General features: G+C 57.1%; 14 protein-coding genes and 3 pseudogenes. 7 read left to right on the top strand and 10 right to left on the bottom strand.

Annotated elements, in window-relative coordinates:
- Positions 1-9: 9 nt before the first annotated feature.
- Both AB3226_RS24705 and AB3226_RS24710 read right to left on the bottom strand, forming a co-directional pair.
- Complete coding sequence (locus AB3226_RS24705) at positions 10-480, bottom strand: GNAT family N-acetyltransferase (protein WP_367374983.1); 471 nt, start codon at positions 478-480, stop codon at positions 10-12.
- Positions 481-651: 171 nt separating this feature from the next.
- Positions 652-1,449 carry an alpha/beta fold hydrolase gene (locus AB3226_RS24710; RefSeq protein ID WP_367374984.1) on the bottom strand — a complete coding sequence of 266 codons (798 nt, stop codon included), beginning with the start codon at positions 1,447-1,449 and terminating at the stop codon, positions 652-654.
- A 133-nt stretch (positions 1,450-1,582) separates the two neighbouring features.
- Here AB3226_RS24710 and AB3226_RS24715 point away from each other — a divergent pair, with 133 nt between their 5' ends.
- The gene (locus tag AB3226_RS24715; RefSeq protein WP_367374985.1) at positions 1,583-1,972 is read left to right on the top strand and encodes a cytochrome c family protein; all 390 of its coding nucleotides are present in this window, start codon (positions 1,583-1,585) and stop codon (positions 1,970-1,972) included.
- A gap of 170 nt (positions 1,973-2,142) precedes the next feature.
- Here the strand turns inward: AB3226_RS24715 and AB3226_RS24720 are convergent, their stop codons facing one another.
- From AB3226_RS24720 to AB3226_RS24735, 4 genes are all read right to left on the bottom strand, one after another.
- The gene (locus AB3226_RS24720) at positions 2,143-2,448 is read right to left on the bottom strand and encodes a panthothenate synthetase (protein ID WP_367374986.1); all 306 of its coding nucleotides are present in this window, start codon (positions 2,446-2,448) and stop codon (positions 2,143-2,145) included.
- 254 nt (positions 2,449-2,702) lie between these two features.
- Positions 2,703-3,461, bottom strand: coding sequence for a sulfite exporter TauE/SafE family protein (locus tag AB3226_RS24725; RefSeq protein WP_367374987.1), 759 nt, complete (start codon positions 3,459-3,461; stop codon positions 2,703-2,705).
- Positions 3,462-3,596: 135 nt separating this feature from the next.
- On the bottom strand, positions 3,597-3,872 hold the full coding sequence (locus AB3226_RS24730) for a hypothetical protein (RefSeq protein ID WP_367374988.1): 276 nt from the start codon (positions 3,870-3,872) through the stop codon (positions 3,597-3,599).
- Positions 3,873-3,978: 106 nt separating this feature from the next.
- Positions 3,979-4,134, bottom strand: a complete 156-nt coding sequence (locus AB3226_RS24735) for a DUF3077 domain-containing protein (RefSeq protein ID WP_367374989.1) — start codon at positions 4,132-4,134, stop codon at positions 3,979-3,981.
- 106 nt (positions 4,135-4,240) lie between these two features.
- Here AB3226_RS24735 and AB3226_RS24740 point away from each other — a divergent pair, with 106 nt between their 5' ends.
- Positions 4,241-5,170, top strand: a complete 930-nt coding sequence (locus AB3226_RS24740) for a LysR substrate-binding domain-containing protein (protein WP_367374990.1) — start codon at positions 4,241-4,243, stop codon at positions 5,168-5,170.
- Between the two features lie 228 nt (positions 5,171-5,398).
- Here the strand turns inward: AB3226_RS24740 and AB3226_RS24745 are convergent, their stop codons facing one another.
- Positions 5,399-6,397 carry an NADP-dependent oxidoreductase gene (locus AB3226_RS24745; protein WP_367375843.1) on the bottom strand — a complete coding sequence of 333 codons (999 nt, stop codon included), beginning with the start codon at positions 6,395-6,397 and terminating at the stop codon, positions 5,399-5,401.
- 77 nt (positions 6,398-6,474) lie between these two features.
- Positions 6,475-7,074: pseudogene (locus AB3226_RS24750) on the bottom strand (alpha/beta fold hydrolase); the annotation flags it as partial.
- Between the two features lie 189 nt (positions 7,075-7,263).
- On the opposite strand from AB3226_RS24750, the gene AB3226_RS24755 reads away from it, so the two are divergent.
- A complete protein-coding gene (locus AB3226_RS24755; RefSeq protein ID WP_367374991.1) occupies positions 7,264-7,851 on the top strand; it encodes a TetR/AcrR family transcriptional regulator in 588 nt (195 codons plus the stop codon).
- A 92-nt stretch (positions 7,852-7,943) separates the two neighbouring features.
- On the opposite strand, the gene AB3226_RS24760 is transcribed toward AB3226_RS24755, so the two are convergent.
- Entirely contained in the window at positions 7,944-8,846 is a 903-nt protein-coding gene (locus AB3226_RS24760) for a LysR family transcriptional regulator (RefSeq protein ID WP_367374992.1), read from the bottom strand.
- Positions 8,847-8,938: 92 nt separating this feature from the next.
- Here AB3226_RS24760 and AB3226_RS24765 point away from each other — a divergent pair, with 92 nt between their 5' ends.
- The 4 genes and pseudogenes from AB3226_RS24765 to AB3226_RS24780 all read left to right on the top strand — a co-directional run.
- On the top strand, positions 8,939-9,946 hold the full coding sequence (locus tag AB3226_RS24765) for an aldo/keto reductase (protein WP_367374993.1): 1,008 nt from the start codon (positions 8,939-8,941) through the stop codon (positions 9,944-9,946).
- Between the two features lie 90 nt (positions 9,947-10,036).
- A pseudogene (locus tag AB3226_RS24770) lies at positions 10,037-10,278 on the top strand (helix-turn-helix transcriptional regulator); the annotation flags it as partial.
- 119 nt (positions 10,279-10,397) lie between these two features.
- Complete coding sequence (locus AB3226_RS24775) at positions 10,398-11,093, top strand: tRNA (adenine(22)-N(1))-methyltransferase TrmK (protein ID WP_367374994.1); 696 nt, start codon at positions 10,398-10,400, stop codon at positions 11,091-11,093.
- A 182-nt stretch (positions 11,094-11,275) separates the two neighbouring features.
- Positions 11,276-11,536, top strand: a pseudogene (locus AB3226_RS24780) (hypothetical protein); the annotation flags it as partial.
- Between the two features lie 67 nt (positions 11,537-11,603).
- Here the strand turns inward: AB3226_RS24780 and AB3226_RS24785 are convergent.
- Positions 11,604-11,993, bottom strand: coding sequence for a MerR family transcriptional regulator (locus tag AB3226_RS24785; RefSeq protein WP_367374995.1), 390 nt, complete (start codon positions 11,991-11,993; stop codon positions 11,604-11,606).
- Positions 11,994-12,003 lie beyond the last annotated feature (10 nt).

Below are 12,003 nucleotides of genomic sequence, written 5' to 3' on the forward strand. Positions count from 1 at the left end.
GGCGTTGTTTTAAGTCGCAGGAGCGACTGGACGAACATAGTAATTGTCGAACTCGCCGCTTTCGATGAATTGGAAGCCATGACGGATGTAAAACCGATTCGAAGCGCTCTCTTTGAGAGCGCCTACCCTGATAGGGCGCGCGGCAGCGTCCGCTTCTTTGAAAATCTGCATGAGGACTGCAGAACCTACTCCTGATCCCTGAGCACCCGGTCTCACATACAAGTGGTCAAGCAGCAGTTCTTTCAGGTGATGCCTGACCACAACAAAACCGATCCGCTCACCGGCCACCTCGATGTGACGCGTGTTGCGGGAATCAAAACCGTTGAGAAAGCGCTCACGGGCACGCACAGGATCAAATCGCCCAATGCGTTCCAGACTTTCGCGCATGGCCTCAATTCGAATGGCCACAAGATTGTCCAAATCGCTTTGTTGAGCCGCGACCAGGATGACTGGAGGATTTTGATCAGGTATGACGGGCATCGTCTGCGCTCTAATTATCATCACGGGGAATCAGTATAGAGCGCCAGATACGTCGCTTCCGGTTTGGTTTCAGAGTCGATTCAGCATAGCGAAAAACGTCCGATACAGGGCTACCCCCAACACGTGTCTTGGCGTTGAAGCCCGGGATGTATAAGAAATTCATGGCTTACATCAACTGCGCTCAATAAATTGCACGATGACCTGATTGACGACCTCAGGATGCGTAATCGGCCCCATATGACCGAGCCCCTCGAGTTCCACCACTTCAACGTTCGGCAGTGCGCCGGTCAGCAGCCGCGCCACTGCCCGTGACGATGCAGGTGAGTCTTTGCCGACCATGAAAAGCACCGGCAGGTTGAGCGAACGGAAGGCCTGTAATGGCGTCGGCTCGTTCAATAGCGCGTGAGCCCAGCCCTGCACATTGGCCACCGCGGCAGCGATGGAGGGTTTGCGTTGTTCCGGGGTTTGCGCCCAAGCCCCAGCACCCATCCAGTAGTCAATGAAGTGCTGGGCTGCTGCGTCCAGGTTACCCGCCTTAAGTGCCAACCCGGCGTCTGCGACGACTTCACGAATGGCATCCGCTTCATTGGGTGGCGGCGATTCGGCGTCGAGCAGGGCAAATAATGTTGGCTCATATAAAACCATGGCGCGCACCCGGCCGGGGTTCTGCAACGCCGCGATCAACGCCACCGCCCCCCCATAAGAGTGACCGACCAGAATGAGCGGTTCGCCGGCGCGGGCGAGCACCGGCTCGGCGAAGCGCGCTTCTTCACTGAGGGTGACGATTCGATCGGTGGGCCAGGCCGGGCTCTTGCCGGCGCCAAACGAATCGAGCGCCATAACCCGAAACTTTGCAGCCAGGTGATCTTGCAGTCCACGCCACTGCACCGAGTGACTCGCATTGGCGTGAAAGCAGACAACGCCCGGGCCCACGCCAGCGTCCCGATAAAAGGGTTCGACGGGTTTCATACTGGCTCTCCTGCAATGACGTTAAAGGGACGAAGAGAGTTGTAGATTAACTTCAAGGCTTCGGTGTAGCAGCCAGTCATGATGAAATAGCCGCCCGTTTTTGCTGTCAGCAACACCTGATTTGGAGCACCACATGAAAAACGCCGCCATCCTTATCTTCGCCTTGATGCTCAGTACCGGGTTCTTCAGCCTGCAAGCAGAAGCGGCGGGGGATGCTGAAGCCGGTCAGAAGCTATTTAACCGTATCTGCGGCGGCTGTCATCAAGTAGGGACTTCGGCTCGGGGTTCTTTTGGGCCGCAGCTCAATGCGATCTTCGGGCGCCCTGCGGGAAGCACGACGGACTACCAGTACTCAACCGCGATGAAATCATCAGGCATCATCTGGACCCGCGAAACACTCACCGCCTATATCGAAGCGCCAAAAGAAGTAGTCCCCGGAACCCGGATGATTTTCTGGGGCCTCAGCGATCCGCAGAAGGTCGAAAACCTGTTGGCCTACCTTCAGACATTTCAGCCGCAATAATCTGTGCTTATCAACCTGTTTTTGGAATGCCGTGTGGCGAGCGAGCTTGCTTGCGCCGGGCTGCGTAGCGGCCCCCAAAATCCGACAGCAATTGCCGATTTTTGTGAGTGCTACGCACTCAAGCGGGAGCAAGCTCCCTCGCCACAGGTTCTTCATTCATTGATCGCACCTTATCCCCAGGCTTTTCCGAGCTCCTCCAGACCCGCGTCTTGCAGGTTCTGCGCACTCATGACCACTCGGAATTTGCAGTTGGCCTGAAAGTTGAGAAAGAAGGGTTCGGCATAGCCGGGAATTTCGGACGGGTCCTCTACATCGATCAGAAAAATCCCACTTCGCATTCCATCCTGCTCAGTGAAATAAGCCGTCTCCGGCTTAATGGTTTCCAGCACGCGGTTCATGATTTCGCCGATTTTTCCGGACCTGACAAGTGCGTTGAAGGGTTCATGGGGAAACTCGACCATCAGTAGCATTTTCATTATTCGATACTCTGTTGAGGTGGCGTGCTCCTTACCCGGATCCTTACTCCTGACGATGATGCCGCAGCCGTGCATTCAGCCGTGCCAACGGTGGTGTGTGGTTAAGAATAGCGAAGGGTTCGAGGTTGCCGGGGCAGAGTTACGGACGGTTATTCTCCCCTGTTTCGAGTTCGCAGCTCCTCGCAATCCGTCTTGAACGCTTAGACGGAACTCCGTCTGCGGGCTGAAGAATTTTTCCCGATGCTTCCTCAGGTTTACAGGAACAGGTCGTAGGACAGTTTGCCGATCAGGATCACCAGCAACACCAGGAACAGAGCCCGGACAAAGGGCACGCCTTTATGAACCGCCAGCCAGGTGCCGGTCAGTGCGCCCAGGATGTTGAATGCCGCCATGGGAATTGCGATCAGGTAGAGCACGTTACCCGTCGGAATGAAGAACATCAGCGCCGCTACGTTGGTCGCGATGTTCACTAGCTTGGCTGACGCCGAGGCATGAAGGAAGTCGAAGGCGAAGCAGCGGATAAACAGGAAGATCAGGAAGCTGCCAGTGCCGGGACCGAACAGTCCGTCGTAGAAGCCGATGGCACCGCCGATGACGATCGCCAGCAGTTTTTCCTTGGTACCGATGCGCATGGGCTTGTGCAGGGCGCCGAAGTCCTTTTTCCAGAAGGTGTAGATCGCCATGAGCACGATCAATACCAGCACCGCCGGCCGGATCATCGACTGGGGTACAAACGACACCGTGGCCGCTCCGAAGAAGGCCATGACAAAGGCTGCACAGGCGGCCGGGATCACCAGCCCCCAGTCGATCACCACCTTGCGCACGAAGGACCGAGCCGCGAATGCGGTGCCGCACGCTGCCGCAACCTTATTGGTACCTAACAGCGCCGCCGGTTGCGCCGTGGGCAGCACGTTGAACAGCGCGGGTATCTGGATCAGTCCGCCGCCGCCCACCGCTGCATCGATCAGGCCGGCGGCGAAGGCGAATACGCAAAGGATGACAATATCGACCATGAAATCAGGCTCTGATGATGAAAGGGTGGTGAGGGTCCAGCGGTTTCAACGTGTTTCATAGCGCCCAAATCAGGGTCAGTTGGTCGCACCCTGCCGCCTCCCGTAAAGCCTCAATTGAGTCGTCGAGAGATTGGGTCAATCGTTCTGCTCCTTAATCAAAGTGAACCAGACCACGCCAACGCCACGGATCTTTGCCATATTTCGGGCAAAGCGCCCATCGGCGCTGCAGCGCATTGCGCGAAGCTCGTGCCCAAACTGCAGCGATAACAGCTCGACATTTCGTTGATCGACGAAAATTTTGTTATCGGCAAGCACCAACGCCTTAATTGCAATTCCCGCCTCACGCATGTCGCGAGTCAGGGCATTGAAGGCTGCCAGCTTTGCAGAAAACTCTTCGGTGAGAATGCTCAACGGCTCAGCCCCATCCTGGGTTTGCCGCACCGGCGCCATGGGAAGTGACCCTCATGGAGATCAGGATGTTCCGAAAGCGCGGGGCTCATATCAGGGTTAATGGATGTTAAATCCCGGCTTCATCCTTCGTTTGAGCAGGTCTTGGCGTAACCGCCTTCTCCCCATCATCAATCGCCGCCTTACCCATTGCCGTTAAATCATGCGCTGCCCAGGCATGTCGGTCGGTGTCTCTTGCGAAAGCTGCGCCTGCTTGCTCGGTCATTTTCTGCCCCTGTCACTTACATCCTTGTGAGTTGAGCGGGAAGGTTAACGGAAGCGCTTTTTTTGTGTTGCAATGCCACGTTGTGAAAAGTGCAATGAGGTGGTCGGTGGCATTGAATATGTTGGGGGAACTTGAAGCCTTCGCGACGGTGGCTCGCAAGCGCAGCTTCATCGCGGCGGCACGTACTCTGGGGCGCTCCCCCAGTGCGCTGACCCGTGCCGTTCAAGCCCTGGAGGAAAGTGTCGGGGTCAAGTTATTCAATCGCTCCTCCAATGTCGTGAGCTTGACCGAAGCGGGTGAGCGCTTGATGCCTCACGCTTACAAAATGCTGGATCTGCAACGTGAGGCGGATGAAGACCTGGCCGGTCTCAGCGGCCTGGCCTATGGCTGGATCCGCTTTTCCGCCCCCGAGTTTCTCGGACACGGGGTATTGCCCCGATTGATCGCGCAGTACAGCGAGCGTTATCCAGACGTGAACGTCGATGTGATTTTCACCGATGAGACCATCGACCCGGCCAAGAGCAAGCTGGACTTCTCGATTCGCGGCGCGTTTGCGCAATCCAGTGACCTGATCGGCTATCCGCTCTGGAATTATTCACGTTACCTGTATGCCAGCCCCGGGTATCTGGAGCGGCGCGGGATGCCCGACTCCATCGAGGCGCTGGAATCGCACTCGCTGATCCTGCATACGGCGCCGCGGATTCTCAAGGAGTGGAATTTCCGCAGTGAAGAGCAGGCCATCAGCTTTCGGGTTCATCCAAAGTTTCGTTTCAGCTCCGGTTTGGCGGTATTCCAGGCGGCCCTGGCGGGCGTCGGGATCGCCCGCCTGGCGGACTGGATGGCGGAGCCCGAAGTGAAAGCGGGGCGCCTGCTGCGGGTGTGTCCCGAGTACAAGCTCACCTCCAGCAGCGGTGAGAGCCCGCAGATGCACGCGGTGTACCCGGCCGGGAATCTGCCGCTGCGGGTGAAGTCGTTGTTGGAAGTGATCCGTGGCTTTGGCGACAGTCTTGATCGAAAGCATGCGGTGACGTTTTAGCGCAACTACCCCCTGCAATACCTGTTCAACGGCGAAGCCCGTACCATTTCTCATTACTGCTCAAGCATCAAGCTACGCCAAATGATTGTCTGCGGTTCTACAGGCGTGACGTTCGGTTGCAGCTGTTCCTTTTTATTGGGGTTTTGCGGGGCCGGCTCAATGGGTTCCGGTGACGGATTCTGATGCTTGGCAGGATGCGCTTTGTCTACTGGCATTTTATGTAAGTACTTATTTGATCTTAACGGTGACCTTGCCTTTTGATCTGCCCTGTTCGACATACCTCAAAGCATCTGCCGTTAATTCAAAGGGAAAGGATCGATCAATGACCGGTTTGATAACGCCTGCTTCGATGAGCGTGGTGATTTCTTGTAGTTGCGTGCCATTTGCGCGCATAAACAAAAATGAATAGCCGACACCCTGCTTGCGTGCCTTTCTTCGAATACCGCTGCTCAACAGGCGCATGATTTGCCTCAACCCCCAGGACAATCCCTGCTCTTGGGCGAACTGCGCCGTCGGCGGTCCCGAAATGGAAATGAGCTGGCCGCCAGGCTTCAGAACCTTGAGCGATTTCTCCAGTACATCGGCGCCCAGGCTGTTCAATACCACGTCATAATCGTGCAACTCGCTTTCGAAGTTCTGCTGTTTGTAATCGATGACCACGTCCGCCCCCAGTGCCTTCACCCACTCGACATTCGGGGTGCTCGTGGTGGTCGCAACAAAGGCTCCGAGGTGTTTGGCGAGTTGGATGGCAATGGTGCCGACACCGCCGGATCCGGCGTGAATCAATATCTTCTGGCCCTTTTTCAAGTGACCGGTTTCAACCAGCGCCTGCCAGGCCGTCAGAGCGACCAAGGGGATGGACGCGGCTTCAGCCATGTTGATATTTGAGGGTTTCAGCGCGAGCGCGTTTTCGTTCACCGCAATCAGTTCAGCAAAAGTCCCGATCCGTCCCTCAGGCGGGCGTGCATAGACTTCGTCTCCTGGCTTGAATCGCTTCACCGCCGAGCCTGTCCCAACCACGATTCCGGCCAGATCATTGCCCAGCACCAGCGGAAATGAATAGGGCAGGATCAGTTTGAATTCGCCAGTGCGGATCTTCGAGTCCAACTGGTTCACGCTTGCGGCATGCACTTGAACCAGGACGTCATGGACACCTACCGAAGGGTCGGGCACTTCGCCTATATGCCCATTCTGTTTGCCGTAGCGATCGATAAAAAATGCCTTCATGATGATGCTGCTCTCGTCAGTTCGAATGAGGGAGGGAAGGGTTCCCTGCAAAGTTGGTGCGATAAAACTCATTGCTGTCAGGCATCGAGGAACGCCAAAGTCTTTTCCACAAAATCAACATGATGTTGGAAAATTCCGCCGTGCCCGGCATCTTCGTAAATGATCAATTGTGCGTTGGGAATGCGGTTTGCCAGCGCGATCGAGTTGACTGTGGGCACCATGAGGTCTTTGTCCCCGTTGGCTATCAGTACCGGGATTCGCAGGCGGCCGAGGTCTTGTGGCGCCTGTTTGCCTCCTGCGACGATGGCTCTCAACGGCCGTAGAAAAGCGGTGGGCGTTGGGCCTTTGTCTCGATCTTTCTGGCGTTCTTTCAGACGTTTCAAAAACTCCGATGCGGCTTGGCGGCCGTTGGCCGTCGAGGTAAAGAACAGGTAGAACTTGGGACCTCGCTGCGTCAACAAGCCTTTGATCATCAATGGCCATGCCACTGAACCGACCCTGTCGATACCTGCGCCACCGGCAGGTCCGGTCCCGGCGAGAATCATTCTGCGCACCAGTCCGGGAGCCTTCAGGGCGATGTCCTGAGCGACGAATCCGCCGAGTGAAAAACCGAGCAGCCTTCGCCTGCACGGTTGCGCGTCAACGGAGCGAGGACGATTCGGTTCGATAGCGTCAGGGAGCCCAGCGTGTAGGGAGTGAACAGATTCTGGTCGGTCATGTGGTGTTTCTTCCCTGCCCGTTGATGAATAGCGCTGTTGTTCGGGATTAGGATGATGATCGAAATCTAAGCTGTCAATGAATTTGATTGCGTTCAACATCTATGTACCATGGGCGCATGATTTCCAAGCGCAAACGAGGTATTGCACGTGAGAGTGACCAAGGCCCAGGCACAGGCCAATCGCGAGCACATCGTCGAGACGGCCTCTGTATTGTTTCGTGAGCGAGGTTTTGACGGTGTAGGCGTGGCGGACCTCATGGCGGCTGCCGGATTCACCCATGGAGGTTTCTACAAACATTTCGGCTCGAAGGCTGATTTGATGGCTGAAGCCTCCGCCCACAGCCTTTCCCGATCGCTAGCCAGTGCTGAAGCGCTCGATATTCAGGGGTTTATCGATTTGTATGTGTCGAGGGATCACCGGGACGGGCGCGGCAGCGGATGCACGATGGCTGCTTTGAGTGGCGACGCTGCGCGCCAGCCTTGCGAGCTGAAGGCGGCGTTTGCCGAAGGTATCGAGCGCACGCTGCAAACGCTGGGGGAAAAGTATCCATCGGGGCCAGATGCGGCACCTGGGGACGCGAGAGTGAAGATGATCGACATGTTGGCGCATGCTGTCGGCGCGATCGTGTTATCGCGTGCTTGCCCGGATGACTCGTCTCTGGCCGATGAAATACTCGAGGTTTGCCACGCTCAGATGACTGCCTCATTGCCTGTGCAGTCAGCCAGTGAACCGTAGGGTGGAGGGTGATTTGCGCCACAAAATAGAGCCGCTTTCGACGGATTCAACCCGAGGCAGTCATCGAGACTGCCAGTCGCGATGGTTCTGAATCAGGTTCGCAAGTCGCCCACTCTGATGAATTCGATGAGGGCGTTCAAGGCCGGCGGCACATGGCGTCGGCTGGAGTAATAAAGAAAGAATCGGCTTGGCGGTGCTTTCCATTCCTGGAGTATCTCTCTGAGATGCCCTTTGCGGATTTCGTCACGCGCCAGCTCCTCGTAGACATAGGCAATCCCAGCGCCATCTTTCGCCGCCTGGATCATCAGCGCATCGTCTTCCAGAATGAGCGGGCCTGTGACGGATAACCGTATCGGTTGACCGTCTGCTTGATACTCCCAAGCGTAAAGTTTGCCGCTGGGAAAACGCCTGGCAATGCACGAATGCTCGAGCAAGTCGCGGGGGGCGTGCGCGATCCCCTTTGCGGCCAGATAGGCATCCGAAGCAACGGTCACGAACGATTGAGGTGCGCCGACAGGGACTGCGATCATGTCACCGGCCAGGCTTTCACCAAAGCGGACTCCAGCGTCAAATCCGTCGTTCACGATATCGGTCAATCCATCGTCGGTGATCAGGTCCAACTGGATACGGGGATACCTGGCCACGAAGGGCGCGAGCACTTTTGCAAAAACGATACGAGCCGCCGGACGCGCCACGTTAAGGCGAAGTTTGCCAGCGGGCACTTCCTGCATCGAGGTCAATTGCGCCAATACATCGGCAACCTGGTTCAGCGTCGGTACCAGCGTGGCCAATAGCTGTTGGCCGGCCTCGGTAGGGGTCACGCTACGAGTGGTTCGGTTCAGCAGCCTGATGCCCAGGCGTGCTTCCAACGCTCGCAACGCGTGACTCAACGCGGAAGCCGAAACACCACGCTCGTCGGCCGCCTTACGGAAGCTGCGATGGCGAGCGACGGCGGCAAAGGCATCGAGTTCAGAGAGATCGGGGTGATTACTCATGAATACTGTTCAGTAGTTCAAATACGATTACCCATCTTATCGCCATCAGATCTCTCCCGGATACTTCTCACATCATCTGTGGAGAGATCGCTATGCAAAAGAATCGTCTTGGATCGTCGGATTTTCTGATTTCGCCTATTGGCTTGGGGACGTGGGCAATCGCTGGCACCGGCTGGGAGTACAGTTGGGGAGCGCAGGATGACAAGGACAGCCTGAGTGCACTTGAATATGCCGTCGAACGCGGCGTGAACTGGATTGATACCGCTGCGGTTTATGGCTTGGGCCATGCGGAGCAATTAGTGGGGCAATTGCTGCGTCGGGTGCCAGTCTCTCGGCGTCCTTTGGTGTTCACCAAAGGCAGCTTGGTCTGGGACCCGGTCACGAAGCAGATTTCGCACTCACTGGCCCCCCAATCCTTGCTCGCCGAGATCGACGCAAGCTTGCGCAGGCTCCAAGTCGAGACTATCGATCTTTATCAGATCCACTGGCCTGCCTTTCCTGCGGACGCAAGCAGTGAAGGTATTGAAATGGCGCTTTCGGCTTTGGCCGCCGCGCGCGATCAAGGAAAAATTCGCGCGATCGGCGTATCGAATTTCGATGTCGCTCAACTCAAGCGGGCGCAGGCGGTGACAGAGATCGTTTCGCTTCAGCCGCCGTACTCCGCCTTGATGCGGGACATCGAGAAAGACGTCCTGCCATTCTGTGAGCAGGCCGGGTTGGGTGTCCTTGCCTATTCCACACTTCAATCGGGGCTACTGTCCGGCAGCATGACGCGCGAACGCATCTCGCAACTGCCCGAAGACGATTGGCGCAAGGCCCGAAGTGCTGATTTCCAGGAGCCCCGTTTGAGTGCGAACCTGACATTGGTTGACGTCATGTCACGCATTGGAGCAAGGCACGGGGTGAGCGCTGCGGCGGTCGCCATCGCCTGGGTACTTCGCCAACCAGTAGTGACGGGCGCCATTGTCGGAGCCCGCCACCCAGCACAAGTAGACGGACTGATTGCAGCCTCGGCGTTGCGCCTTAGCGCCGCGGAAATCGACGAAATTCGACCGTTCCTGCCGTCGGGCATGGGAACAAATGTCCCCGGCGCAGCCTGACACTGTTGAACAGAGGTGAGCGTTCGCCGGCCAGTCTTGTTGTTCATGAGCCCGATCATCGGCTGGTCGAATAACGCCCGGTTCGGGTGCGTGACGCGCTCATCGCGGGAGTCGCACTTTCGCAAAGTACGAGGCTGCACCGTGCATGACGAGATCCTGCGCTTCAAACTGACGGCAGCGACCAACGGGCTGGAAAACACCGATTCGGCGATTGCAGACATTGCGTACAACTGCGGCTTCAAATCTGCGCAGTATCTGCACACAGTGTTCCGCCGCGAGTTTGGCTGTACCCCCGTGAATTCCAGCAGGGCGCCAACGTAGCGATCCAGTAATCGTTGGGCCGAGTCATCGCCTGGTCGCGTAAATTTGAAATGCACGGCGTTGCTCGACAGAATCTCTCCCCAATCCGGCCAAAGGTGCCGGACGTTCGTGGTGAAAAAAGGAACCGCAGTTGAACGAACAGACATTGTCCATGCGCCTGGAGCGCGTGGCGGCGCATATACCCGCAGACGCACGCCTGGCCGATATCGGCTCGGATCACGGCTACCTGCCGGTGGCGTTGATGCGCCGTGGCGCCATCGCGGCGGCAGTGGCCGGCGAGCTGGCATCGACCCCGTTCCGCTCGGCCGAACGCACCGTGCGCGAGAGCGGTCTGGAGCGGCGGATCACCGTGCGCCTGGCCAATGGCCTGGCGGCGATCGAACCAGGAGACGGGATCACGGCGATCAGCATCTGTGGCATGGGCGGTGAGACGATTCGCGACATCCTCGACAGCGGCAAGGCGCGCCTGAACGGCCAGGAGCGCCTGATCCTGCAGCCCAACGGTGGCGAGCAGCCACTGCGCCAATGGCTGATGGAAAATGGCTACCGCATCCTCTGCGAAGAGCTGCTGCGGGAAAATCGCTTCTACTACGAAATCATCGTCGCCGAGCGCGCCGAGCCGGTGATGTATACCGCCGAGGAACTGTACTTCGGCCCGCTGCAGATGCAGGCACGCAGCCCGGCGTTCCTGTCCAAGTGGCAGCGCATGCTGCGCCATAAGCAGCAGACCCTGGCCAACTTCGCCCAAGCCCGGCAGGCCGTGCCCGAAGAGAAGGTGCAAGATGTCGCCCAACAGGCCCGGTGGATCAGCGAGCTGCTGGCTTGAGTTTACGGTGTTAGACGCTTTAGAGACCCCCGAGGGAGATTCAGCGGATTCCATTCATTGTCGGTGGAACGCGCGTTTAGCGAGTTGTCCGCGAAGGGTTGTTTTCAGCCCTTCGCGACAGGCAGTAATCGACCCAAAGTGGACATCATGTGTCTAGAGGATCCGGAGCCATTCACTGATGTGAAAATCAAATCTGGCCATGGGCTTTCGGGCGTTCAAACTGGCTATTCGCCGGCTCCTTAGGCAGCGGCAAACGAGCGGCGGCGATAATGAACTCGATCCAGTCTGCGCGGCTGAATGGTCATAATCTGTACGCGTATCTGGAGGATGTTCTCATGCGCATGAGATTATCGAGTAGCTGCCGCGTAGACGGGCGCCTGTTTAACCACGCAAGGTCTTTTGGGCGGACGCTTACCGTCCAGGGCCTGGCTACAAGTTTTTAGAAATGCGTAAGCGAAGGGTTTGAAAATGGAGGCAGGCGGCAGCTACCGTTTCCCCGATGCTGACAGTTCAGTTGGAAGAGTTGCTCTGCTGCTGAAGCTCAAGTTGCTTGGCAGCACTGGCTTCGAGGGTTGCACGCTCTTCATCCAGATACCGATAAATGCTTTGGAGGTTGGCGATTTTCTGTTTGATTTCTGCCATCTTCTTTTCAATCAGCTTCGCGCCGTCAACACAATCGATCAGCTTGTTCCGCTGCGCATCCAGAATCTCGCCTATTTCCCCCAGAGAAAACCCCATGCTTTGCGCGCGCTGGATAAAGTCCAGATCCTGCAGAGTTTGCACTGTGTAAACGCGATAGTTGTTAGTTTGCCGCAGCGGTGAGATCAGGCCGATTTGCTCGTAGTAACGCAGCGTATGGCGGCTGGCGCCGCTGCGGGCCTCGAGTTCGCCGATTTTCATGAAAACACCG

The sequence above is a fragment of the Pseudomonas lini genome (genome assembly GCF_964063345.1).
In the GTDB taxonomy this organism is placed as follows: Bacteria; Pseudomonadota; Gammaproteobacteria; order Pseudomonadales; family Pseudomonadaceae; genus Aquipseudomonas; species Aquipseudomonas lini_B.

Excerpts from the sequence above, each read along its gene's own strand:
- AB3226_RS24705 (WP_367374983.1), bottom strand. The coding sequence starts at position 480 with ATGCCCGTCATACCTGATCAAAATCCTCCAGTCATCCTGGTCGCGGCT.
- AB3226_RS24710 (WP_367374984.1), bottom strand. The coding sequence starts at position 1,449 with ATGAAACCCGTCGAACCCTTTTATCGGGACGCTGGCGTGGGCCCGGGC.
- AB3226_RS24715 (WP_367374985.1), top strand. The coding sequence starts at position 1,583 with ATGAAAAACGCCGCCATCCTTATCTTCGCCTTGATGCTCAGTACCGGG.
- AB3226_RS24720 (WP_367374986.1), bottom strand. The coding sequence starts at position 2,448 with ATGAAAATGCTACTGATGGTCGAGTTTCCCCATGAACCCTTCAACGCA.
- AB3226_RS24725 (WP_367374987.1), bottom strand. The coding sequence starts at position 3,461 with ATGGTCGATATTGTCATCCTTTGCGTATTCGCCTTCGCCGCCGGCCTG.
- AB3226_RS24735 (WP_367374989.1), bottom strand. The coding sequence starts at position 4,134 with ATGACCGAGCAAGCAGGCGCAGCTTTCGCAAGAGACACCGACCGACAT.
- AB3226_RS24745 (WP_367375843.1), bottom strand. The coding sequence starts at position 6,397 with ATGAAGGCATTTTTTATCGATCGCTACGGCAAACAGAATGGGCATATA.
- AB3226_RS24760 (WP_367374992.1), bottom strand. The coding sequence starts at position 8,846 with ATGAGTAATCACCCCGATCTCTCTGAACTCGATGCCTTTGCCGCCGTC.
- AB3226_RS24765 (WP_367374993.1), top strand. The coding sequence starts at position 8,939 with ATGCAAAAGAATCGTCTTGGATCGTCGGATTTTCTGATTTCGCCTATT.
- AB3226_RS24785 (WP_367374995.1), bottom strand. The coding sequence starts at position 11,993 with ATGAAAATCGGCGAACTCGAGGCCCGCAGCGGCGCCAGCCGCCATACG.